Below are 22,366 nucleotides of genomic sequence, written 5' to 3'. Positions count from 1 at the left end.
GGTGATCGGCGCGAGCGGGCTGGAGAGCCTGGTCTGCGTGCCCGTGCTGCTGCCGCTGCTCGCCGCCGGGGTGAAGCTGGCGATCGGCGGGCGGCTGCGCGGGCTGCAGTCGCTGATCAGCGTCGTCACGCTGGGCGTGTCGCTGGCCGTGTCGGTGGTGCTGATGGTCGCGGCCGACACGCAGGGGCCGCTGGTGACGGAGCTGGGCGGCTGGCCGGCGCCGGTCGGCATCACCCTGGTCGCCGACCGGCTGTCCACGCTGGTGCTGGTGGTGTCGTCGGCGGTGACGCTGTGCGTGATGGTGTACTCGGTCGCCAACGCCTACGACGACCAGGAGCACGACGCGCCGATGGCGATCTTCCATCCGGCGTTCCTGGTGATGGTGGCGGGGGTGGCCGACGCGTTCCTGAGCGGTGACCTGTTCAACCTGTTCGTGGCGTTCGAGCTGCTGCTGAGCGGCTCGTACGTGCTGCTGACCTTCGGCGGCACCGAGTTCAGGATCAGGGCGGGGGCGACGTACACGCTGATGGCGCTGGCCTCGTCGATGTTGTTCCTGATCGCGCTGGCCGTCACGTACGGCGCCACCGGCACGCTGTCGCTCGCCCAGCTCGCCGAGCGCTTCGCGACCCTGCCGGAGCAGGTGCAGCTGCTGGTGGAGCTGACGCTGCTGCTGGCCTTCGCGATCAAGGCGGCGATCTTCCCGATGTCGGCGTGGCTGCCCGACTCCTACCCGACGGCGCCCGCCCCGGCCACGGCGGTCTTCGCGGGCCTGCTGACCAAGGTCGGCGTGTATTCGATCATCCGGCTGGAGGCGCTGCTGTTCCCCGTCGGGCCGGTCTCGACGCTGCTGATGTGGGTGGCGCTGGCCACGATGGTGGCCGGGGTGCTGGGCGCGGTGGCGCAGACCGACATGAAGCGGATGCTGTCCTTCACGCTGGTCAGCCACATCGGCTACATGGTGTTCGGGGTGGCGCTGTCGACGGTGGCGGGCCTGGCCGGCGCGGTGTTCTACGTGGTGCACCACATCACCGTGCAGACCAGCCTGTTCCTGGTGGCGGGCATGGTGGAGCGGCGCACCGGCACGACGTCGGTGACCCGGCTCGGCGGCCTCATGCGGGCCACGCCGCTGATCGCGGTGCTGTTCTTCGTGCCCGCCATGAACCTGTCGGGCATTCCCCCCATGTCGGGGTTCCTGGGCAAGCTGATGCTGGTGCAGGCCGCGCTCGCGACCGGCGGCTGGCTGCCGGTGACGCTGGTCGTGGCCGGGCTGGCGACGAGTCTGCTCACCCTGTACGCGGTGGCCAAGACGTGGGGCAAGGCGTTCTGGCGGACGCCGCGCTCCGAGCAGGTGGGCCGGGTGCTGGAGAGCGAGGAGGCCACCGGCGAGGACCCGACCGTGACCACGATCAGCCTGCCCGCGCCGCTGCCGCTGTCGGTGGCGGCGCTGATCGTGCTGGGGCTGTCGTTCACGGTGCTGGCGGGGCCGCTGACGGCGCTGGCCGAGCGGGCGGCGGGCGAGCTGCTGGCGCGCGAGCCGTACGTGTCTGCGGTGCTGGAGCGTCCCCGGTGAGGCGCGCACACGGGAGGTGGCGATGAGGCGGGAGTCGCCGGCGCCGCGGCTGCTGGGCCGGCGGGTGCCGCTGCCCCTGGTGGCCTGGCTGACGCTGGTGTGGGTGGCGTTGTGGGGCGACCTCAGTGTGGGCACCGTGCTGGGCGGGCTGGCGACCGGGCTGGTGGTGACCTGGCTGCTGCCGATGCCGCCCATCAACCGGGGCATCAGGCCGCATCCCGTACCGCTGGCCCGCTTCCTGCTGTCCTTCGCGTTCGACCTGGTGATCTCGACCGTGCGGGTGGTCTATTACGTGCTGCGGCCCGGCGACCCGCCGACGCAGTTCGTCCGGGTGCCGCTGCGCACGACGTCCGAGCCGATCACCGTGCTGGTCATGGTGGCGATCTCCACCTTGCCCGGCAGCCTGGTCGTCGAGCGCTACCCCGGCGAACTGCTGCTGCACGTGCTGGGCCGGCCCGGCGACGCCACCGACCCCGTACGCCGGGACGTGGCGGAACTGGAGTCGCGCATCGTGGCGGCCTTCGGCACGCCCATGGACCAGGAGGAGCTGGCGTGAACACGGTGTACCTGGTGACGCTGGCCCTGCTCGGCTGCGGGGCGGCGGCGACGCTCTACCGGGTGGGCAGGGGCCCGTCGATGCTGGACCGCGCGGTGGCGCTGGACGTGTTCACCTCGCTGTCGATGTGCGGGGCCGGGGCGTACGCGGTGGTCAGGGACGACTACTCCGACCTGCCGATCCTGCTGGTGCTGTCGCTGCTGGGGTTCGTCGGGTCGGTGTCGCTGGCCCGCTTCTTCTCCGGCAAGGAGGAGAGGAGGAGCCGATGAGCGTGCTCGACATGATCGCCTCCGCCTGCCTGCTGCTGGGCGCGGTGCTGGCGCTGTCGGCCGGGATCGGGCTGGTGCGCTTCCGCACGACGCTGCAGCGCATGCACGCCGGCACCAAGCCGCAGGTGCTCGGCGTGCTGCTGGTGCTGCTGGCCATGTGGCTGCACCGGCCGTCGCTGACGTACGCGGGGCCGCTGCTGCTGGTGGCACTCTCGCAGGTGATCACGGTGTCGGTCGCCGCCTACATGGTGGGGCGGGCGGCCAACGCCCGTCACTCCTCCGACGACGACACCGGGCTGCCCTCCGACGACTGAGCGCGCGTGGAGCCCTCGTCCCCGTCCGGACCCGTGTCCGAGCGGTCCAGCGCCGGCTGCCCGAACCAGGTCCACAGCGCGAGCAGCGCCAGCAGGCCGGCCGCGATCCACGCCAGCGTCGCGTCGAACAGGTAGTCGATGACGAACATCGTGGACGTGGTCATCGACACCGCCAAGGCGAGCGCGCCCAGGATGCCGTAGACGTTGGAGCGGCGTACCAGCGTCTCCTTGCGGCCCTGGCGGAACAGCACGCGGTGCTGCGCGGGCGGCGCGATGTAGCAGATCGACGCGAAGGCGGCGCTGAGCAGCGCCGCGAAGTAGAGCCAGCGGTCGGCCTGGTCCAGCCGGGAGAAGCCCGTGGAGAAGGGCACGGTGAGCAGGAACGCGAACAGCACCTGCACGCCGGTCACCGCCACGCGCGCGCCCTGGAGCAGTTCGACGAAATTGCGGTCCGCACGTTCCTGGTGCGACTCGTTCTTCAAGGGGGCCTCCCGCCACTGGACGAGAGCCTTACTCTGCTCCGCGAAGCACCGTTAAAACGTGTGCCCCAGCACCTTCGCGGGAGTGATCGGCAGCTCGCGCACGCGGTGGCCGGTCGCGTGGAAGACCGCGTTGCCTACGGCGGCCGCGGTGCCCACGATGCCGATCTCGCCGATGCCCTTGCTGCCCATCGGGTTGAGCGCGTCGTCCTGCTCGTCCAGCCAGACGGCCTCGACGTCGCGGATGTCGGCGCAGACCGGCACGTGGTACTGCGCGAGGTCGCGGTGCAGGAACCCGCCGAACTCCTCATCGGTCAGCGTCTCCTCCATCAGCGCCATGCCGAGCCCCATCGTCATGCCGCCGATGAACTGCGACCTCGCGAGCTTGGCGTCCACGATGTGCCCGGCGGCGAAGACGCCGAGCAGCCGCGAGACCCGCACCTCGCCGGTCACCGTGCTCACCCGCACCTCGGCGAACTGGGCGCCGAACGCGTGCCTGGCCAGCTCGGCCTCCTTCGCGACCTCGTCGGTGGTGTCGGCCCGGCCCTCCTTGCCGTCCTTGACCAGCTCCTCGCAGGCGCGGACGACGGCGGACCCCCAGGACGCGGTGCCCATGGAGCCGCCGGCGACCGGCCCGTCCGGCAGGTCGCTGTCGCCCAACTCCACGTGCACCCGCTCGGGCGCGACGTTCAGCGTCGCGGCGGCGATCCTGGTCAGCGCGGTACGCGCGCCCGTGCCGATGTCGGCGGCGCCCACCTGGACGAGCACGTCGCCGCCGTCCAGCACCTTGGCCAGCGCCTTCGACGGCCGCCGCCTGGCCGGGTAGGTGGAGGACGCCACACCAGTGCCGATCAGCCACTCCCCCTCGCGCCTGACGCCGGGCGCCGGGTCGCGCTGCTCCCAGCCGAAGCGGCGGGCGCCCTCGCGCAGGCAGCCCACGAGGTCGCGGGAGCTGAACGGCAGCCCGCTGTACGGCTCGGTCTCGGGCTCGTTGCGCAGCCGCAGCTCGACGGGGTCGATGCCGGCGGCGTAGGCCAGTTCGTCCATGGCGGACTCCAGCGCGTACATGCCGGGGCACTCGCCCGGCGCGCGCATCCACGAGGGCGTGCCGACGTCGAGCCGGACCAGGCGGTGCCTGGTGCGCAGGGCGGGGGTGGCGTACATGACCCTGGCCACGGTGGCGGTCTGCTCCGCGAACTCGGCGATCGTCGAGGTCTGCTCGTACGCCACGTGCTCCAGCGCCGTCAGCCGGCCCTCCCCGTCCGCGCCGAGGCGCAGCCGCTGGATGGTGGGCGTGCGGTAGCCGGTGACGTCGAACATCTGCTGCCTGGTCAGCGCGATCTTGACCGGGCGGCCCACCGCCTTGGCGGCCAGCGCGGCCAGCACCGCCTGCGGCCTGGTCGTGCCCTTCGAGCCGAACCCGCCGCCGACGTGCCTGGCCACCACCCTGACCTGGTCCTTCGGCAGGCCGAGCGTGTGGGCGACCATGTCGCGGCTGGTGGAGCTGCCCTGCGCGGTGTCGTACAGCATGAGCCGGCCGTCCTCGTCCCAGTAGGCCAGCGCCGCGTGCGGCTCCATCGGGTTGTTGTGCATGACGGGCGTCTCGTAGACGACGTCCACGGTGGTCGCGGCCTCGGCCAGCCCGGCCTCGACGTCGCCCAGCTCGGTGTCGGTCGGGTAGTTCGGGTTGACCACGTCGGGCTTGTACAGGCCGGGGTGGTCCATGCGCAGGGTGACGTCGTGGTCGTCGGGGTCGTAGTCCACGCGGACGGCGTCGGCGGCGGCGCGGGCGTTGTCGTAGGTGTCGGCGACGACGGCGGCGATGATCTGGCCGCGATAGGCGATGTCCCTGCTCCTGAACAGGGCCAGCTCGGGGTCGGCGTCCTCGGCGAGGCTCGGCGGGTCCTCGCAGGACAGCACGGCGAGCACGCCGGGCAGCTCCAGCGCGGGCGCGGCGTCCACGTGCTTGACGCGGCCCTTGGCGATGCGGGACTGCACGGGGTAGGCGTAGGTGACGCCTTCGGCCGGGTACTCCGCCGCGTACGTGGCCAGTCCCGTGACCTTGACGCGGCCCTCGATGCGGTTCACGGCGCGAGCTCCTCCAGCGTGGCGACGATCAGGTTGCGGGCCAGCGGCACCTTGTACGCGTTGCGCGGCAGCGGCCTGGCCTGCTCCAGCTCCGCCTCGGCGGCCTGGAGGAACGCCTCCCCCGTCGCGGGCCCGCCGATCAGCGCCGCCTCGGCCCGCTCCGCCCGCCACGGCACGTGGGCCACCGAGCCGAGCGCGATGCGGCACCCGGCCACCCTGCCGTCGCGCACGTCGAGCGCGGCGGCGATGGACACCAGCGCGAACGCGAACGACGACCGCTCGCGCACCTTGCGGTAGGTCTGGACGCCCGTGGGCGGCGGCGGCAGCTCGACGGCCGTGATCAGGTCGCCGGGCTCCAGCACGGTGTCCCGCTCCGGCTCGTCGCCCGGCAGCCGGTGCAGGCCGGGCATGGGCACGATGCGGTCGCCGCCCGGCCCCGTGACGTGCACCTCGGCCTCCAGCGCGGCCAGCGCCACCGCCATGTCCGAGGGGTGGGTGGCCACGCAGGCGTCGGACGCGCCGAGCACGGCGAGACCCGAGTGGTCGCCGGCGATGGCCGGGCAGCCCGAGCCCGGCCTGCGCTTGTTGCACGGCCTGGTGACGTCCTGGAAGTACGGGCAGCGGGTGCGCTGCAGCAGGTTGCCCGCCACGGTGGCGATGTTGCGCACCTGCCCCGACGCGCCCGCCAGCAGCGCCCTGGCCAGCATGGGGTAGCGGGTGCGGATCAGCGGGTGCACGGCCAGGTCGGTGTTGCGGACGGTGGCGCCGATGCGGACGCGGTCGCGTACCTGCTCGATCTCGTCCAGCGGCAGCCGGCTGACGTCCACCAGGCGGTCCGGCTCGGCCACGCCCAGGCGCATGAGGTCGACCAGATTGGTGCCGCCGCCGAGGTACATGGTGCCGGGGGCGAAGCCGCGCACGGCCTCCGCCGGGGTGGCGGCTCGGGCGTACTCGAAGGGTTTCACGACGTCACCTCGCGGATGGCGCTGACGATGTTGACGTAGGCGCCGCACCGGCACAGGTTGCCGCTCATCCGTTCCCTGATCTCCTCAGGGGTCAGGCCAGGGTCGGTGGCGAGGTCCTCGGTCACGGCGCTCGGGCCCGGCTCGCCCAGCATCCCGGCCGCCGAGCAGAGCTGGCCCGGCGTGCAGTAGCCGCACTGGAAGGCGTCGTGCTCGATGAAGGCCGCCTGCAGCGGGTGCAGTTCCTCGCCGTTCGCCAGGCCCTCGACGGTGGTGATCTCCCTGCCCTCCACCGCGACGGCGAGCGCCAGGCAGGCGTTGGCGCGCCGGCCGTCGATCAGCACCGTGCACGCGCCGCACTGGCCGTGGTCGCAGCCCTTCTTGGCGCCGATGAGGCCGAGGCGTTCGCGGAGCAGATCGAGCAGCGACGTGCGCGGGTCCACGTGCACCGTGCGCGGCACTCCGTTCACCTGCAGGGTGATGTCCATTTCGCACGACTACCCGAGCGTTGTGAGCGACAACCCCTGGCAGCGGTAAAGCGGCGCCGCCCTTTCGTCCTTGGACGTCCGGTTTTGCCGGGGTGGTGGCGGGTAGCCGTGGCGGCATGGGGCGGGCCATGGAAGAGGAGGCGGCGATCCTCACGGTGAACGCCGGCTCATCAAGCCTCCGCCTGGACCTCGTCCAGGGCGGCTGCGTAATCGACAGCACCCACACCGACCTCGCCACAGACCCGCAAGCCTCCGGCTCCGGCTCGGGCTCCGGCTTCCGGTCCGGCGCCGGCTCCCCCTCCTCCCCGGAACACCCCAGCCCGTCCGGCCGGGAGGGCGCCGGCGGCGGGTCGGGGGCGGCGGCGCTGGAGGGTTTCCTGGGTGGGCATTTCGACCGGGACATCAGGGCCGTGGCGCACCGGCTGGTGCACGGCGGCGACGTCGTCCGCGCGCCCGCCGTCGCCGACGACGAGACCGTGGCCGCGCTGCGCGGCCTGACCGCCCTCGCCCCGCTGCACCTGCCGCCCGCGCTCGACCTCCTGGACGCCGCCCGCGAGCAGCTCCCGGCCGTGCCGCACGTGCTCTGCCCCGACACGGCCTTCCACGCCGGCCTGCCGGACGAGGCCGCCGTCTACGCCCTGCCGCCCGAGTGGCGCGAGAAGCACGGCCTGCGCCGCTACGGCTTCCACGGCCTGTCCTACGCCTGGGCCGTCGACCGGGTGGCCGATCTGCTCGGACGCCCGGTGGCCGAGCTGGAGCTGGTGCTGGCCCACCTGGGCGGCGGCGCGTCGGTGTGCGCGGTCTCCGGCGGGCGCAGCCGGCACACGTCCATGGGGTTCACGCCGCTGGACGGCCTGCCGATGAGCAAGCGGTCGGGCAGCGTGGACCCGGGGATGCTGGTGTGGCTGCTGTCGCAGGGCCATCTGTCGGTCGCGGAGCTGGGCGACGGCCTGCAGCGCCGCTCGGGCCTGCTGGGCCTGTCGGGCGGCCGGTCCGGCGACACGCGGGAGCTGGTGGCGGCCGAACGCGACGGCGACGCGGCGGCCGGGCTGGCGCTGCGCGTGTTCGCGCACCGGGTGGCCGGGGAGATCGCCGCGGCGGCGACCGCGCTGCCGCGGATCGACGCGCTGGTGTTCACCGGGGAGATCGGCTGGGACCAGCCAGAGGTGCGCGAGGCGGTCTGCCGCCGTCTGGGCGTCCTGGGCGTCGAGCCGCCGCCGCTGCGCGAGCGGAGCGACGACGGGCCCGTCAGCGCGTACGAGGCGAAGGTCCCGATCCTCGTGGTCCAGGTACGCGAGGAGCTGCAGCTCGCCCGCGAGTGCCTGAGCACGCTCGACGACCCTCCGGCGGACGCGGCGGCCGGTTAGCCGGGTTGTCGGTGCCTGGTGGTTGGATCTCCTGTGTGGAGGCCAGCGTCGAGCAGCTCGTCTACGTCCGTGACGACGAATACACCGTCGCGCGCATGAGCGCCGACGGCGAGCCCGACTTCGTGGCCACCGGCCGGGCGCTGGCCGGAGTGCAGCCGGGCGAGACGCTGCGGCTGTTCGGCGAGTGGGGCAGGCACGCCCGTCACGGCCGGCGCTTCGCGGTCAGCGGCTGTGAGCGGATCACGCCGTCGTCGGTCCGCGCCATCCGCGCCTATCTCGGGTCGGGGCTGATCAGGGGCATCGGGCCGAAGCTGGCGTACGCGATCGTCGACCACTTCGGCGAGGCCACGCTCAAGGTCATCGACGGCGAGCCCGAGCGGCTCACCGAGGTCGTCAACATCGGGCCGCAGCGGCAGGGGCAGATCGTCCAGGCGTGGCAGGAGCAGAAGGCGATCGCCGCGCTCATGGTCACCCTGCAGGGCCTCGGGGTCAGCCCGCTGCTCGCCGCCAAGATCCACCAGGTGTTCGGCAGAGACGCGGAAGAGGTCCTCGCCACCGACCCCTACCAGCTCATCGGCCGGGTCAGGGGCATCGCGTTCCGCATCGCCGACCGCATCGCGCTGCGCGCGGGGGTGCCGGAGCGCAGCCCGCAGCGGGTCAAGGCGGCGCTGCTCGACCGGCTGGAGGCGGCGGGCAGCCGCGACGGCCACTGCTTCGTCCCGGTGCAGGTCCTGGTCAGGGAGGCGGCGCAGCTGATCGAGCAGGACCAGGAGCTGGTGCGGCCGATGGTCGACGCGCTGGCGGGCGAGCGGCGGCTGGTCGTCGAGACCCATCCGGAAAGGCCCGACGAGCCGGTCGCCTACCTCAAACACGTGCACAGCCGCGAGGTGGCGCTGACCGCGCAGCTCACCGCGCTCCTGCGGGCCCGCTCCACGCTGCCGCTGCGCTCCTTCCACGAGGACCCCGGGCTCCACGACGACCAGCGCGCGGCCGTCACCATGGCGCTGACCAGCACCGTCTCGATCATCACCGGCGGGCCGGGGTGCGGCAAGAGCCACACGGTCAAGGCGATCGCCACCGTCGTGCGGGCCGCAGGCGGCACGGTCACGCTCACGGCGCCCACCGGCAAGGCCGCCAAGCGCCTGTCGGAGCTGACCGGGCTGCCCGCGATGACCATCCACCGCATGCTCGCCCAGCAGCCCGACCCCGACCCCGAGACGCTGTTCGACGAGCGGCCCGCGCAGGCCGACCTGATCGTGGTCGACGAGGCGTCCATGCTCGACCTGCATCTGGCCACCCGGCTCACCGCGGCCGTGCGGCCGGGCAGCCACCTGCTGCTCATCGGCGACAGCGACCAGCTGCCCAGCATCGGCACCGGCGACGTCCTCGCCGACCTGCTGCGGGTCACCGCGATCCCGCGCGTCGAGCTGACCCACGTCTTCCGCCAGGCCGGCGGCAGCGGCATCGTCCAGGCCGCCCACCGCATCCGCGCGGGGCGGCTGCCCGCGACGCCGGGCGGCGGCGGGTTCTGGTTCGAGGAGCTCGACGACCCCGCGCAGGTCGCGCGGCGGGTGTCGCACCTGGCGATGGTGGCGATCCCCCGCAAGCAGGGCGTCGATCCCGGCCAGGTGCAGGTGCTGTGCCCGATGCGCAAGGGCGAGACGGGCGCCACCGCGCTCGGCAGGCTCATCCAGGACCAGCTCAACCCGGCCGCCGACGACCGGCCCGAGCACTGGTCGGGGTCCACGGTGTTCCGGGTGGGCGACCGGGTCATGCCGATCCGCAACAACTACGACAAGGGCGTCTTCAACGGCGAGACCGGCACGGTGACGGCCGTGGTGCGCGAGGAGCGCGCGGTCGAGATCCGCACCGACGACGGCGAGCAGGTGACGTACGGCTTCGACGAGCTCGACGACCTCACCCACGCCTATGCCATCAGCGTGCACCGCTCGCAGGGCAGCGAATACCCGTTCGTGGTGGCGCCGATCGTGGCCGAGTCTGGCGGCGTCATGCTGCGCCGCAAGCTGCTCTACACGCTGGTGACGCGGGCCAAGGCGTGGGTGGTGCTGGTGGGCCAGCGCGAGGCGCTGGAGCTGGCCGTCCACCGCCTCGGCAGGCGCCGCGACACGGGCCTGGCCAGGCGGCTCACGCTGGCTCTCGACGGGTGAGCGAGACCACCGGGCGGCCGGTGCGCCGCCGTTCGGCGGCGGTGTTACGGTAGTGCGTCGGTACGCCGGAGGTCTGGTCGGCATGGACTGCCGGCCGGACGGTCGGGGGAGGCGTTCACGAATGCGTGACCGTAGCCGTGCTCGTCACATCGGGGCACGTGCATGAACAGCGTTGTCGCCTGGCTGACGTCCCGTTTCCAGCAGCCCGCGCAGGTCGTGGTGCTCGGGTTCGGCCTGGCCATCACGGCGGGCACGGCCCTGCTGGCGCTGCCCGCCGCCACCACGTCAGGCGAGCCGGCCGGGCTGGTCGACGCGCTGTTCACGGCCACCTCGGCGGTGTGCGTGACGGGTCTCGCGGTGGTCGACACCGCCTCGCACTGGTCGGTGTTCGGGGAGCTGGTGATCGCGGGGCTGGTCCAGGTGGGCGGGCTCGGCATCATGACCATGGCCACCGTGTTCACGCTGCTCGTCTCGGGCCGCTTAGGACTGCGGGCCAAGATCGTGGCGCAGGCCGAGACCAAGACGCTCAGCGCCAGCGACATCCGCCATGTGATCCGCAAGGTGGTGCTGTTCACGCTGCTGTGCGAAAGCGTCGCCGCCGTCGTGCTGACCGGCCGGTTCATGGTCGCCTACGGTGAGCCGTTCGGCCGGGCGCTCTATCTCGGCGGCTTCCACGCGGTGGCCTCGTTCAACAACGCGGGGTTCGCGCTGTGGCCCGACAGCCTGATGAGGTTCGTCACCGACCCGTGGATCTGCCTGACCGTGGCGTTCGCCTGCATCGTCGGCGGGCTCGGCTTCCCCGTCGTGTTCGAGCTGGCCCGCACCTGGCGCCACCCGCACAAGTGGAGCGTGCTGACCAGGATCACGCTCGGCGTCACCGTGACGCTGCTGGTGCTCGGCACCCTCGTCTTCCTGATGACCGAGTGGCGCAACCCCGGCACGCTGGGCGCGCTCGACGAGCCCGACAAGCTGCTGGCCGCGTTCTTCACCGCCGTCATGCCGCGCTCGGCCGGGTTCAACACCCTCGACGTCTCGGCCATGTACCCGTCGAGCTGGCTGCTCACCGACCTGCTCATGTTCATCGGCGGGGGCAGCGGCGGCACCGCGGGCGGCATCAAGGTGACCACGGCGGGCCTGCTGGCGTTCGTGGTGTGGGCCGAGCTGCGCGGCGAGAGCCGGGTCAACGTCGGTCACCGGCGGCTGCCCGACACCAACCAGCGGCAGGCCGTCACGGTGACGGCGCTGGGGGTAGGGCTGGTGGGTGTGGCGACGTACGTGCTGCTCGCGCTCACCCCGCACAGCCTCGACCAGGTCATGCTCGAGGTGGTCTCCGCGTTCAGCACGGCGGGCCTGTCCACCGGCATCACCGCCGACGTCGGCACGGCCGGGCACGTGCTGCTCGTCATGCTCATGTTCGTGGGCCGCATCGGCCCGCTCACCCTGGGCTCCGCGCTGGCCCTCAACAGGCGCGCCCGGCACTACGAGCTACCAGAGGAGCGTGTCATCGTTGGCTGAGTACAAGGGCGACCCGGTCGTCGTCATCGGCCTGGGCAGGTTCGGCACGTCGCTGGCGCTGGAGCTCACCCGGCGCGGCACCGAGGTCCTGGCCATCGACAACCGGCCCAAGATCACGCAGAGCCTTGCGGGCCGCATCACCCAGATCGCGACCGCCGACGCCACCGACATGGAGGCGCTGCGCCAGCTCGGCGTGCCCGACTTCTACCAGGCGGTGGTGGCGGTCGGCAGCGACATCGAGGCCAGCATCCTCGCCACGTCGCTGCTGGTCGAGCTGGAGATCAACGACATCTGGGCCAAGGCCATCAGCACCCAGCACGGCCGCATCCTGAGCCGCATCGGCGCCCATCACGTGGTCTTCCCCGAGCACGACATGGGCGAGCGGGTCGCGCACCTGGTGAGCGGCCGCATGCTCGACTACATGCAGGTCGACGAGAACTTCGCGCTGGCCAAGACCAGCCCGCCGAAGGAATATGTCGGCATCCCGCTCGGCCGGTCCAACCTGCGCCGCAAGTACGGCGTGACGATCGTGGCGGTCCAGCCGCCTGGCGAGGAGTTCACGTACGCGACGGCCGAGACGGAGCTGTCGTACGGCGACATCGTGCTCGTCTCCGGGCGCACCGAGCAGGTGGAGCGCTTCGCCGAGCTGCCCTGACCCGTGCGGTGACAAGCTCGTGACCGGACGCTGCAACGCCCCACGCAGAGGGCATTCACCCTGGTAAGGGAGGTCATCGCATGCGCGCACGCGATCTCGCCGTCGAGTTCCCGACGGTCACCCTCGACACCCCGGCTCTGGAGGCGGCCAGGCTGCTCGCCGACCGCGACCTGCCGGGGCTCATCCTCATCGGCGACGACGGTCTCCCGCACAGCATCCTGCCGGGCACGCAGGTGCTGCGGCTGGCGGTGCCGGCCTACTGCCAGGACGACCCGGCGCTGGCCAGGGTGGTGGACGAGGCGCACGCCGACCGGTTCCTGCATCGGCTCGACGGCAGGACCGTACGCCAGTGCCTGCCGGAGGAGCCGCGCGAGCTGCCGGTGGCCGGTCCGAAGGCGACCGTGCTGGAGCTGGCCTCGCTGATGGCACGGACGCACAGCCCGCTCGTCGCGGTGGTGGCCGACAAGCGGCTGATCGGCGCCGTCACCCTGCAATCCCTGCTCGACCACGCACTCCAGCTGTGAAACCGGGCTTACCTGGGATGACGGGCCGGGCGACGTAGGGTGGGGTCATGGTGAAGGCCGTGGCTCGACAGCCCGTTCCGGCCCGGCGTGCGAACGCCGAGCGCAGCATCGCCGCGATCCTGGAGGCCGGCACGCGGTTGCTCAGTGCCGACCCGGGGGCCGGCGTGGCCGACATCGCGCGGGAGGCCGGGGTGGGCAGGGTGACGCTCTACGGCCACTTCCCCTCCCGTGAGGCGCTGGTGGACGCGGTGCTCGACCATGCGGTGCGCATGGCGGACGGCGTGCTGGAGGACGACCGCATCGACACCGCGCCGCCGCCCGAGGCCATGGAGGGTCTGCTGCGTTCGTCGTGGGAGGTGCTCGACCGCCATCGCCGGCTGTTCCTCGCCGCCGACCGCGCGCTGCCCACCGAACGCATCAGGGAGCGGCACGAGCGCCCGCTGCGCCGGGTCGAGCGGCTGATCGCGCGGGGGCGGGAGACCGGCGACTTCCGTACGGACCTGCCGCTGCAGTGGCTGGTGACGGCGTTCTTCGCGATCCTGCACAGCGCCGCGCAGGAGCTCGAAACGGGCCGGCTGGCACCGGACGAGGTGGAGAAGGTCCTGGTGACCACGATGCTGTCGCTGCTGCGTCCGCCTGTGGCGAAACGAACCTGAGCGCGTTGCCGAGTGGGCGGACGCCCACCTACTGTGGGCGTATGCCCACTACTTCCCCTGAGCCCGGCCTCCCCTCCGGGCAGGAGACCCATCAGCTCCGCGAGGTCGCCGAGTCCTTCGGCACCGAGGCCGACCGCTACGACCGCGCCCGCCCGAGCTACCCCGAGCCCCTGATCACCCGCATCGCCGGCGCCGCGCCCGGCCCCGACGTTCTCGACGTCGGCTGCGGCACCGGCATCGCCGCCCGGCAGCTCCAGGCGGCCGGCTGCCGCGTGCTCGGCGTGGACGTGGACGGGCGCATGGTCAGGCTCGCGCGGGAGCGCGGCCTGGAGGCCGAGGTGGCGCCGTTCGAGACCTGGGACGCGCGCGGGCGCCGCTTCGACGCGGTGGTCGCCGGGCAGACCTGGCACTGGGTGGACCCGGTGGCGGGCGCCGCCAGGGCGGCCGAGGTGCTGCGGCCCGGCGGCCGGCTGGCGCTGTTCTGGAACGTCATGCAGCCGCCGCCCGCCGTGGCCGACGCCTTCGCCGAGGTCTACCGGCGGGTGCTGCCGCAGATGGCGGCCGTGGGCGCGGCGGGACCGGCGCTGGAGGCGTACGCGGTGATGGCCGGGAAGGCGAGCGAGGGCATCGAGGCGTGCGGCGCGTTCCACGAGCCCGAGCGGTGGCGGGACGACTGGGAGCGGACGTACACGCGGGAGGAGTGGCTGGACGCGCTGCCCACCTTCGGCGGCCACAGCAGGCTGCCCGCGGAGCAACGAGAGGAGTTGCTGGCGGGCATGGGTGCGGCGGTGGACGCGCTGGGGGGCCGGTTCGTGCTGCCGTACGCGACGGTCACCGTCACCACGACCCTGCTCACGGCACCGCTCACAACACCGCGCACGACCGCCTGAACCTCTCGCCCGAGCCCCTCTCCCGGCCCGGCGGAGGATCCCGCTTTTGGCGGAAATCCAGGGATATCCCAGGACACTTTTGCGGATTATTCTTCGTTGGATGGTCGTATTCCGCCGGCGAAAGCGGAGAAGCCGTAGATGCCGCCATTGAAGCTGGCGCACCAGCGCCCGCGCGGGGTGATCGTGATCGCCGTCAACGGCGAGATGGACGCCACCAATCGAGCCCAGCTCGAGGCCTACGTCCGTGACCTGCCCGTCGATCTCGCCCGGGGCATGGTGTTCGACCTGTCGGGCGTCCCGTTCATGGACAGTTCGGGGCTGCACGTGCTGCTGCGCTGCGCCACCGACTGTCTCAGGAACGGCGGCACCGTGCATCTGGCGGGCGTGCAGCCGCTGCCCGCCCGCCTTTTCGAGATCACCGGCGTGGCGGCGTACGTCCCCGTGCACGACACGGTGGAGACGGCCGTCGCCGCGCTCACCTCGGCGGGCCATTCCCTCTGACGGATTTCCCGCCGGATACATGCTGTGATAGGGCAATGACAACTCGCCGCTAGCCCACGGGGCGGCCGACTCCGGATAATCTCTGCGCTACCTCGATTGCTTGGGCGAGTACGGAGGAGCGGTCATGAACGACCCCACCGTCGGCACGTCCCGTCCGTCCGCCGCGCGCGGCCAACGCGCCAGGGGCCAGGGAGAGGCGGGTGAGGAGCCCGAGCTGCGCAGGCTGCTGGCCGGCCTGACCGCCGTCAGGGACGGCGACTTCCGCACCCGGCTGCCCGACGACGCCGACAGGCTGCTCGGGGAGATCGCGTCGGTGTTCAACGGCATGGTGGACCAGCTGTCGCTGTTCACCTCCGAGGTGACCAGGGTGGCCCGCGAGGTCGGCACGGACGGGCGGCTCGGCGGCCAGGCGGACGTGCCGGCGGTGTCGGGCACCTGGAAGGACCTCACGGAGTCGGTCAACGCGATGGCCGGCAACCTCACCGACCAGGTACGCAGCATCGCCCAGGTCACCACGGCGGTGGCGCGCGGCGACCTGTCCCAGAAGATCACCGTGCACGCCCGCGGCGAGATCCTGGAGCTCAAGAACACCGTCAACACGATGGTGGACCAGCTCTCGTCGTTCGCGGCCGAGGTGACGCGGGTCGCGCGCGAGGTCGGCAGCGAGGGCAGGCTCGGCGGGCAGGCCGAGGTGGAGGGCGTCTCCGGCACGTGGAAGCGGCTCACCGAGAACGTCAACGAGCTGGCCGGCAACCTCACCAGGCAGGTGCGCGCCATCGCCGAGGTGACCAGCGCCGTCACCTCGGGCGACCTGACCCGCTCGATCACCGTGGACGCCGAGGGCGAGCTGGCCGATCTCAAGGACAACATCAACTCGATGGTGAAGTCGCTGCGCGAGACCACGACCGCCAACGAGCAGCAGGACTGGCTGAAGTCGAACCTGGCCCGCATGTCCGGCCTGATGCAGGGCCACCGCGACCTGACCACCGTGGCCGAGCTGGTCATGAACGAGCTGGCGCCGCTGGTCTCCGCCCAGTACGGCGCGTTCTTCTCGGCCGAGGACAGCGAGCTGAAGCTGATCAGCGCCTACGGCTACCCGGTCGACCCCGAGCGGCCCACCCGGTTCAGGCTCGGCGAGGCGCTGGTCGGGCAGGCGGCGCGCAGCCGCAGGACGATCGCCATGACCGATCTGCCGCCCGGCTACATCACGATCGCCTCAGGGCTCGGCCGCACCGACCCGTCGTCGGTGATCGTGCTGCCCATCGTGGTCGAGGAGCAGGTGCTGGGCGTGATCGAGCTGGCCTCGGTGCAGGCGTTCACGCCGGTGCACCGGGCCTTCCTCGACCAGCTCATGGAGACGATCGGGGTCAACCTCAACACGATCGTGGCCAACGCGCGTACCGACGAGCTGCTGAAGGAGTCGCAGCGGCTGGCGGTCGAGCTGCAGGCCCGCTCGGAGGAGCTGCAGCAGCAGCAGGAGGAGCTCCAGCGCTCCAACGCCGAGCTGGAGGAGAAGGCGACGCTGCTGGCCCGCCAGAACCAGGACATCGAGACCAAGAACCTGGAGATCGAGCAGGCCAGGCAGGAGCTGGAGGACCGGGCGCACCAGCTGTCGCTGGCGTCCACGTACAAGAGCGAGTTCCTCGCCAACATGAGCCACGAGCTGCGCACACCGCTCAACTCGCTGCTCATCCTGGCGCAGCTGCTCGCCCAGAACCACACCCGCAACCTCACCCCCAAGCAGGTCGAGTACGCGGGCATCATCCACTCCGCCGGGTCCGACCTGCTGCAGCTCATCAACGACATCCTCGACCTGTCGAAGGTCGAGGCCGGGAAGATGGACATCAACCCCGAATGGGTGCAGCTGCGGCGGCTGCTCGACTACGTCGAGGCCACGTTCCGGCCGATGACCGGCCAGAAGAGCCTCGAGTTCCGGGTCACCCCGGCGCCCGGCGTGCCGGCCGAGCTGCTCACCGACGACTCGCGGCTGCGGCAGGTGCTGCGGAACCTGCTGTCGAACGCGGTCAAGTTCACCGAGACGGGCAGCGTGGAGCTGCGCATCGAGCCGGCCGCGCCGGGTGAGCTGCCCGCGTCCGTACGTCCCCACGGCCCCGCCATCGCCCTGCGGGTCGTCGACACCGGGGTGGGCATCCCCGAGCAGCAGCTCGAAGTGATCTTCGGGGCGTTCCAGCAGGCCGACGGCACCACCAGCCGCAAGTACGGCGGCACCGGGCTGGGGCTGTCGATCTTCCGGGAGATCGCGTACCTGCTGGGCGGGGCCATCACCGTGCGGAGCACGCCGGGGCAGGGCAGCGTGTTCTCGCTGTACCTGCCGGTGGCGCGGCCCGGGTTGGAGCCCGGTGAGGCGGTCGCGCCCGCCGAGGGCGCGCCCGCGCGGTCGGCCGAGCGGGCGCCGGTGAGCGCGCGGCGGCTCCTCGTCATCGAGGAGCGGCGGGGCGGGCTGCTGTCGCTGGTCGCGGAGAGCGTCGTGGGCGACCTCGCCACCGCCCGCGACCTGGGCGGGACGATGGAGGTGGTCACGGCGGCCGGGGCCGAGGAGGCGGCGCGGCTGCTGGGCGGGGAGCCGTGCCACTGCATCGTCCTCGACCTCGACATGCCTGACATGTCGTCTTATCGGGTGCTTGCCGCCATGGACGGCGACCCGCGGCTGCGCGGGGTCCCGGTGCTGGCGTACAACAACTGGCGCTCACACCCGCAGCAGGAGGTGCGCCTGGCGCACCAGCCGCTGGAGCTGCTGTCCAGCCTCGACGAGCTGCGCGAGCGCATCGCCCTGCACCTCACCGCCGACCAGCATGCTGGAGCTGCACGGCATCACCGTCCTGCACGCCGAGAACGGCCGCGCCGGCATCGACACGCTGACCACCCACCCGGAGACGGACCTGATCCTGATGGACGTGATGATGCCCGCGATGGACGGCTACACGGCGACGGAGACCATCCGCTCGATGCCGCAGTACGCGCACCTGCCGATCATCGCCGTCACCGCCAAGGCGATGCCCGGCGACCAGGAGAAGAGCCTCGCCGCCGGCGCCTCGGACTACGTCACGAAGCCCGTGGACGCCGACCACCTGATCGCCCGCATCCGCCACTGGCTGGACCTGTCATGACGCCACCCGCACCGTTCCCCTGGCCTCCGACCCGCCCCCTCCCGCCATGACACCCCCACCCGAGAACGACGAGACACCTCCCTCCCCCGCCGGCGCCGACGCGGATGCCGGTGGGCTGGAGCACCTGGTGGCGACGGTTGAGCGGTTGCGGGGGGAGGCTGAGTGGGTGCGGCGGGCCGCTGCCGGTGGTGCGGTGATCGAGCTGGCCAAGGGGGTGCTGGTCGAGCGGTTGCGGTGCACGCCGGCGCAGGCGGCCGAGCAGCTCGCCCTGCTCGCCGTCAAGGCGGGCGTGACGCCGCTGGAGGTCGCCGCCGACGTGGTGAACGAGGTGGCGGGCGACCGCATCGGAGAGGCGGGCGAGCACGACCCGGCGGTGTCGGCCCGCCTGCGCGCCGCCGAGAGCTCGGCTCTGGGCGCAGGCGACACCCAGGTCGTGGCCGCGTCGCTGCTGGAGCACGCGCTGGCTCCGCTGGGCGCGACGGCCGTGGCCGTCTGGGAGGCGGAGCCGGGCGGCGCCCTCGCCCTGGCCGGGCAGGCCGGCTTCGGCCACGAGGAGGCCAGGCGCTGGCGTCACATCCCACCGGGCGTCCCCACCCCGGCGAGCCGCACCCTGCGCGAACGCCGCCTCCTCTGGCACCCGTCAACCACCCTCCCCGCCATCGGCCACCCCCAACCGGAAGCTCACTCTCCGATGACCGTCCGGCCGGTGGCCGGCCCTTGGATGAGCATGAGGGTGGGGGGCGGGTGACCGTCCCCATGGTGGCCGAAGGGCGGGTGGTGGGGGTGTTGGAGGTGTGCTGGCCTTACGCGGTGCCGGCGCGGTCGGTACGGGTCGAGCGGCAGATCGAGGCGCTGGCCGAGCTATGTGCGCGGACGCTCGACTCGCCGTACGTCGCCAGGCCCGAGGATGCGGCCACGGGAGCGGCGCAGCACGCCGAACTGGTGGGGCTGGCGGATGCGTTGCCGGATCCGTCCCTGGTGTTGCGGGCCCGGCTGGACGAGCACCAGAAGCCGGCGGACTTCGAGATCCAGCACGTCAGTGAGCGGGTCACGCGCGGGGACGGGATGCTGCTGGAGGCGTACCCTGTCCACGTGGGCGGGTCGTTGCTGGAGGCCTGTCCGCAGGCGGCGCGCACGTTGCTGGGGTTGCTGGAGCGGGTGCATGCCACCGGTGAGCCGTTCCGGGCCGAGCGCATGCCGCTCCAGCTGAGCGCCACGGGCGTCGCCGACGTCAGCCTGACCCGGCATGGCGAGTACGTGCTGATGGTGTGGCGGGACCACGACGAGGACGCGCGGCTGGCGGGGCTGCTGGAGCACGCGCAGCGGCTGGGCAGGATCGGCGGGTTCGAGGAGAACGCGCGTACCGGCGAGATCACCTGGAACGCCCAGCTGTACACCCTGTACGGCCGCACCCAGGGCGACCGCCCCGTCCCCCTCGAACGGCTGCGCGACCACGCCCACCCCGACGACGCGGTGGCGGTGGGCCGGTTCCTGCGTACGGTGCTGCACCACCGCAGGATGGCGGCCGTCGCGTTCCGGCTGCGGCGCCCCGACGGCGTGGCCAGGCACATGCGGGTGGTGGCCGAGCCCGTCTTCGGCCCGGACGGCCGGCTGATGGCGGTACGCGGCGCGTACCAGGACATCTCCTCCCAGCACTGGACGGAGGTCGCGCTGTCCGTCACCCGCGACCAGCTCGCCCACACCGAGCAGCAGTCGGCCGCCCGCAACAGGCTGGCCCTGCAGCTGCAGCAGGCGATCATGCCGCCGTCCCACGGCAGCATGGACTCCTCGGGCCTGCACATCGCGGTCCGCTACCGCCCGGCGCAGAAGGAGCACCTGGTCGGCGGTGACTGGTACGACGCGGTCGCGCTGCCCTCACGCCAGGTGCTGCTGTCGGTCGGCGACGTGGCGGGCCACGGCGTGCAGGCGGCCACCGGCATGGTGGTGCTGCGCAACGCGCTGCGCGGCCTCGCCACCACGGGGGCGGGCCCCGCCCAGCTCATGACCTGGCTGAACATGGTCGCCCACCATCTGGCCGACCGCATGACGGCGACGGCGGTGTGCGCGCTGTACGACCCGTCGTCCCGCGTCCTGCACTGGGCGCGGGCAGGGCACCTGCCGCCGATCCTGCTGCGCGACGGCGACGGCGACGGCTGCGAGCTGCCGGTGCTGAAGGGGCCGCTGCTGGGCGCGTTCGAGGACGCGGCGTACGAGGAGGGCCGGCTGCAGCTGCGCTCCGGCGACACGCTGCTGATGTACACCGACGGCCTGATCGAGCGGCGCGACCACAACCTGCGCCACGCCCAGGACCGGCTGCTGGCCATCGCCAGGCGCGGCGCCGCCACGCTGGATCACCGCCTGGACGACCTGCTGACCCACTCCAACTCCGACACCGACGACGACACCTGCCTGATCGGCGTCCAGCTGCGCTGACAGCGCCCCGGCCGCCACCCCCACGGGCGCCGCAGAGTGGTCCGAGTACGTCGTGGAACGTCCCTATCGCCCCGTGTGCTGACGCCGGTTCTCCGGCGGGACGCGGACGATGCGGAAGCCGGCGTCCTCCAGGAGGGCGGGCAGGCCGGTGACGGCCGCGCGGTCCTTGCCGCGCGCCTCCTCCGACAGGTATTCCCAGTCGAGGAGGTCCGGGTGCTGCTTCCTGGCGTCGTCGCGCGTGGGGCCGTGGGTCCAGCCGCGGTCGAGGAGGTAGGACATCCAGCGGCGGTGCTCCAGCTCGGCGAGCAGCTCGATCTCGTCGTGCTCGAACGCGAACGTGGCAGGCGCGTCGGTGCTCGGCGCCGGCACCGCGCCGATCACGCGGAGCTTGATGCCGATGTGGGCGGCCTGGTCGCGGTTCTGGCCCTTCTTGGCCTCGGTCAGCGCCTCGTACGGCACCATGGACTCGTTCTGCTCAGGGGTCTCGCCGCGCTCGGCGCACCCCATCAGGTATCGCTCGTGGATCGCCCGCGCCAGGCGCTCGATCACGTCCTCGTCGATCAAATCGGGTCGTCCCGCCTCTTCTGTGACGGCGAAGAACCGCAGCGTGCCGGCGACGTCGTCGAGCAGCCCCGCGGTTCCGAACGCCTCCGCGAACACCCTACGCTGGCCCACCCGGACGATCATGGGTGCGCCGGTCCACAGCGGGGCGACGGTGAGGGTGGCGGTCAGGGCGTCGTCCTCGTCGCCGTAGCAGACGTAGACGCGCTGGGGACGTTCCTTCATGTCCTCCAGGAACGGGCGCAGCCCGTCGGCGCCCGCGTCGTGCGCGGTCACGGCGCAGTGGTCGGCGACGAACGGGTACGTCCTGCACACCGCCTCCACCTGGGCCGTCGCGCCGGGGGCGAGCACGCGGACCGGGACGCGCGCCCCGGCGCGCAGCCGGCACTGCCGGGCCAGCTCGACCAGCAGGGCCGCGCCGAAGTGTCTGAGTCCGAGCAGCAGGACGGGGCCCTCGTGGGTGACGGGGTCGCGCAGCAGCAGCACGCGGGCGGCCAGCTCCTCCAGGTTGAAGAAGTCGAGCCGCCGCTCGTGCGGCCCCTCCGAGCCGAGGCGGCGGGCGCGCAGCGCGGAGCACAGGCCGGGGTCGGGGACGTACGCGTAGGCCGACACGGGTGAGCCGCTGCCGAGGCCGTGCGCGGCGGCGGCGATGGCGACGTTGGCGGTGGCGTCGTCCTCGCAGGCGTAGACGACGCGGGCCCGGTGGGCGCCGGCCGCGCGCAGCACCTGCGGATTCCTGGCGTCGCCCGCGACGTGGAACACCCCGCGCGCCCGCTGCGGGTCGCCGGCCGGGCCGCCGATGACGACGACCGTGCGGCCGTTCTCGCGCAGCCGCTGCGTCAGCGCCTGTCCCAGCGGGCCGGTGCCGCAGACGACCGCGTGCCCGGACGCCTCGCGGGCCCGCAGCCTGCGGTATTCGGCGCCGAGCAGCAGGCGTACGGTCTCGGCGAGCGCGTAGATCGTGACCGCGGGCGCGGTGAACCTGGCGACCTCCAGCGGCCACGGCAGCGGGCCCGGCGTGCCGAGCGGCTGGGGGTCGATGACGAACAGCTGGAGGTCGTAGTAGACGAGGTCGAGGAGGGTGGGTGCGGGGGTCGCGGCGGCGAGGTGCGTACGCAGCCCCATGAACCCCAGCACCAGCGACACCAGCGCCAGGAACCCGAACCCGGCCATCACCGAGGACCTGATGGAGCCCGTCTCTCGCATCCCGCCCCGCTTCCGCAGCCTGAGACGACAAGGACC

Annotated in this window: 20 protein-coding genes and 1 pseudogene; 16 read left to right on the top strand and 5 right to left on the bottom strand. The window is 72.5% G+C overall.

Translation table 11 applies throughout. The annotated features are described in order from the left end of the window. Window position 1 precedes the first annotated feature (1 nt). Genes AB0K18_RS16935 through AB0K18_RS16920 form a run of 4 tightly spaced genes read left to right on the top strand, consistent with a single transcriptional unit; the run spans window position 2 to window position 2,709 of the window. The gene (locus AB0K18_RS16935) at window positions 2-1,570 is read left to right on the top strand and encodes a Na+/H+ antiporter subunit D (protein ID WP_364914923.1); all 1,569 of its coding nucleotides are present in this window, start codon (window positions 2-4) and stop codon (window positions 1,568-1,570) included. A gap of 22 nt (window positions 1,571-1,592) precedes the next feature. After that, window positions 1,593-2,126 carry a Na+/H+ antiporter subunit E gene (locus AB0K18_RS16930; RefSeq protein WP_364914922.1) on the top strand — a complete coding sequence of 178 codons (534 nt, stop codon included), beginning with the start codon at window positions 1,593-1,595 and terminating at the stop codon, window positions 2,124-2,126. Continuing rightward, window positions 2,123-2,395 carry a monovalent cation/H+ antiporter complex subunit F gene (locus AB0K18_RS16925; RefSeq protein WP_355427634.1) on the top strand — a complete coding sequence of 91 codons (273 nt, stop codon included), beginning with the start codon at window positions 2,123-2,125 and terminating at the stop codon, window positions 2,393-2,395. Before AB0K18_RS16930 ends, AB0K18_RS16925 begins: the two co-directional genes overlap by 4 nt. Then, entirely contained in the window at window positions 2,392-2,709 is a 318-nt protein-coding gene (locus AB0K18_RS16920; RefSeq protein ID WP_364914921.1) for a monovalent cation/H(+) antiporter subunit G, read from the top strand. Before AB0K18_RS16925 ends, AB0K18_RS16920 begins: the two co-directional genes overlap by 4 nt. On the opposite strand, the gene AB0K18_RS16915 is transcribed toward AB0K18_RS16920, so the two are convergent. Genes AB0K18_RS16915 through AB0K18_RS16900 form a run of 4 tightly spaced genes read right to left on the bottom strand, consistent with a single transcriptional unit; the run spans window position 2,667 to window position 6,726 of the window. Further along, complete coding sequence (locus tag AB0K18_RS16915; protein WP_364914920.1) at window positions 2,667-3,191, bottom strand: DUF6328 family protein; 525 nt, start codon at window positions 3,189-3,191, stop codon at window positions 2,667-2,669. The genes AB0K18_RS16920 and AB0K18_RS16915 overlap by 43 nt on opposite strands. Before the next feature lie 51 nt (window positions 3,192-3,242). Then, window positions 3,243-5,276, bottom strand: coding sequence for a xanthine dehydrogenase family protein molybdopterin-binding subunit (locus AB0K18_RS16910; RefSeq protein WP_364914919.1), 2,034 nt, complete (start codon window positions 5,274-5,276; stop codon window positions 3,243-3,245). After that, window positions 5,273-6,241: a xanthine dehydrogenase family protein subunit M gene (locus AB0K18_RS16905; RefSeq protein ID WP_364914918.1), complete on the bottom strand. Its 969-nt coding sequence runs from the start codon at window positions 6,239-6,241 to the stop codon at window positions 5,273-5,275. The genes AB0K18_RS16910 and AB0K18_RS16905 overlap by 4 nt, the downstream gene beginning before the upstream one ends. Further along, window positions 6,238-6,726 carry a 2Fe-2S iron-sulfur cluster-binding protein gene (locus AB0K18_RS16900; RefSeq protein WP_364914917.1) on the bottom strand — a complete coding sequence of 163 codons (489 nt, stop codon included), beginning with the start codon at window positions 6,724-6,726 and terminating at the stop codon, window positions 6,238-6,240. The genes AB0K18_RS16905 and AB0K18_RS16900 overlap by 4 nt, the downstream gene beginning before the upstream one ends. Window positions 6,727-6,854: 128 nt before the next feature. Between AB0K18_RS16900 and AB0K18_RS16895 the strand changes: the two genes are divergently transcribed. The 12 genes and pseudogenes from AB0K18_RS16895 to AB0K18_RS16840 all read left to right on the top strand — a co-directional run bounded on the left by AB0K18_RS16895 (window position 6,855) and on the right by AB0K18_RS16840 (window position 20,563). Beyond that, entirely contained in the window at window positions 6,855-8,093 is a 1,239-nt protein-coding gene (locus AB0K18_RS16895; RefSeq protein WP_364914916.1) for an acetate/propionate family kinase, read from the top strand. Between the two features lie 35 nt (window positions 8,094-8,128). After that, entirely contained in the window at window positions 8,129-10,261 is a 2,133-nt protein-coding gene (locus tag AB0K18_RS16890) for an ATP-dependent RecD-like DNA helicase (RefSeq protein ID WP_364914915.1), read from the top strand. Between the two features lie 162 nt (window positions 10,262-10,423). Beyond that, the gene (locus AB0K18_RS16885) at window positions 10,424-11,776 is read left to right on the top strand and encodes a potassium transporter TrkG (protein ID WP_364914914.1); all 1,353 of its coding nucleotides are present in this window, start codon (window positions 10,424-10,426) and stop codon (window positions 11,774-11,776) included. Beyond that, the gene (locus AB0K18_RS16880) at window positions 11,769-12,431 is read left to right on the top strand and encodes a TrkA family potassium uptake protein (protein WP_364914913.1); all 663 of its coding nucleotides are present in this window, start codon (window positions 11,769-11,771) and stop codon (window positions 12,429-12,431) included. The genes AB0K18_RS16885 and AB0K18_RS16880 overlap by 8 nt, the downstream gene beginning before the upstream one ends. An 80-nt stretch (window positions 12,432-12,511) precedes the next feature. Continuing rightward, a complete protein-coding gene (locus AB0K18_RS16875; RefSeq protein ID WP_364914912.1) occupies window positions 12,512-12,955 on the top strand; it encodes a CBS domain-containing protein in 444 nt (147 codons plus the stop codon). A gap of 47 nt (window positions 12,956-13,002) precedes the next feature. Beyond that, window positions 13,003-13,611 carry a TetR/AcrR family transcriptional regulator gene (locus AB0K18_RS16870; protein WP_364914911.1) on the top strand — a complete coding sequence of 203 codons (609 nt, stop codon included), beginning with the start codon at window positions 13,003-13,005 and terminating at the stop codon, window positions 13,609-13,611. A 41-nt stretch (window positions 13,612-13,652) separates the two neighbouring features. Next, a complete protein-coding gene (locus AB0K18_RS16865; protein WP_364914910.1) occupies window positions 13,653-14,501 on the top strand; it encodes a class I SAM-dependent methyltransferase in 849 nt (282 codons plus the stop codon). Between the two features lie 138 nt (window positions 14,502-14,639). Further along, on the top strand, window positions 14,640-15,002 hold the full coding sequence (locus tag AB0K18_RS16860) for an STAS domain-containing protein (protein WP_364376975.1): 363 nt from the start codon (window positions 14,640-14,642) through the stop codon (window positions 15,000-15,002). A 124-nt stretch (window positions 15,003-15,126) separates the two neighbouring features. Continuing rightward, window positions 15,127-17,283: pseudogene (locus AB0K18_RS16855) on the top strand (HAMP domain-containing protein); the annotation flags it as partial. Between the two features lie 532 nt (window positions 17,284-17,815). Further along, on the top strand, window positions 17,816-18,130 hold the full coding sequence (locus AB0K18_RS16850) for a response regulator (protein WP_364914944.1): 315 nt from the start codon (window positions 17,816-17,818) through the stop codon (window positions 18,128-18,130). A 46-nt stretch (window positions 18,131-18,176) separates the two neighbouring features. Then, window positions 18,177-18,878 carry an ANTAR domain-containing protein gene (locus AB0K18_RS16845; protein WP_364914909.1) on the top strand — a complete coding sequence of 234 codons (702 nt, stop codon included), beginning with the start codon at window positions 18,177-18,179 and terminating at the stop codon, window positions 18,876-18,878. Further along, window positions 18,875-20,563 (top strand): SpoIIE family protein phosphatase, encoded by a 1,689-nt coding sequence (locus AB0K18_RS16840; protein WP_364914908.1) that lies wholly within the window; start codon window positions 18,875-18,877, stop codon window positions 20,561-20,563. Before AB0K18_RS16845 ends, AB0K18_RS16840 begins: the two co-directional genes overlap by 4 nt. 63 nt (window positions 20,564-20,626) lie before the next feature. Here the strand turns inward: AB0K18_RS16840 and AB0K18_RS16835 are convergent, their stop codons facing one another. Further along, entirely contained in the window at window positions 20,627-22,330 is a 1,704-nt protein-coding gene (locus AB0K18_RS16835; RefSeq protein ID WP_364914907.1) for a RyR domain-containing protein, read from the bottom strand. Window positions 22,331-22,366: the final 36 nt, after the last annotated feature.

Source organism: Nonomuraea sp. NPDC049421, from assembly GCF_040677005.1.
Taxonomy (GTDB): Bacteria; Actinomycetota; Actinomycetes; order Streptosporangiales; family Streptosporangiaceae; genus Nonomuraea; species Nonomuraea salmonea.
This window is presented reverse-complemented; position numbering and strand designations above follow the sequence as displayed.

Excerpts from the sequence above, each read along its gene's own strand:
- AB0K18_RS16860 (WP_364376975.1), top strand. The coding sequence starts at position 14,640 with ATGCCGCCATTGAAGCTGGCGCACCAGCGCCCGCGCGGGGTGATCGTG.
- AB0K18_RS16885 (WP_364914914.1), top strand. The coding sequence starts at position 10,424 with ATGAACAGCGTTGTCGCCTGGCTGACGTCCCGTTTCCAGCAGCCCGCG.
- AB0K18_RS16865 (WP_364914910.1), top strand. The coding sequence starts at position 13,653 with ATGCCCACTACTTCCCCTGAGCCCGGCCTCCCCTCCGGGCAGGAGACC.
- AB0K18_RS16920 (WP_364914921.1), top strand. The coding sequence starts at position 2,392 with ATGAGCGTGCTCGACATGATCGCCTCCGCCTGCCTGCTGCTGGGCGCG.
- AB0K18_RS16850 (WP_364914944.1), top strand. The coding sequence starts at position 17,816 with ATGCTGGAGCTGCACGGCATCACCGTCCTGCACGCCGAGAACGGCCGC.
- AB0K18_RS16870 (WP_364914911.1), top strand. The coding sequence starts at position 13,003 with ATGGTGAAGGCCGTGGCTCGACAGCCCGTTCCGGCCCGGCGTGCGAAC.
- AB0K18_RS16845 (WP_364914909.1), top strand. The coding sequence starts at position 18,177 with ATGACACCCCCACCCGAGAACGACGAGACACCTCCCTCCCCCGCCGGC.
- AB0K18_RS16930 (WP_364914922.1), top strand. The coding sequence starts at position 1,593 with ATGAGGCGGGAGTCGCCGGCGCCGCGGCTGCTGGGCCGGCGGGTGCCG.
- AB0K18_RS16875 (WP_364914912.1), top strand. The coding sequence starts at position 12,512 with ATGCGCGCACGCGATCTCGCCGTCGAGTTCCCGACGGTCACCCTCGAC.
- AB0K18_RS16835 (WP_364914907.1), bottom strand. The coding sequence starts at position 22,330 with ATGCGAGAGACGGGCTCCATCAGGTCCTCGGTGATGGCCGGGTTCGGG.
- AB0K18_RS16895 (WP_364914916.1), top strand. The coding sequence starts at position 6,855 with ATGGAAGAGGAGGCGGCGATCCTCACGGTGAACGCCGGCTCATCAAGC.
- AB0K18_RS16900 (WP_364914917.1), bottom strand. The coding sequence starts at position 6,726 with ATGGACATCACCCTGCAGGTGAACGGAGTGCCGCGCACGGTGCACGTG.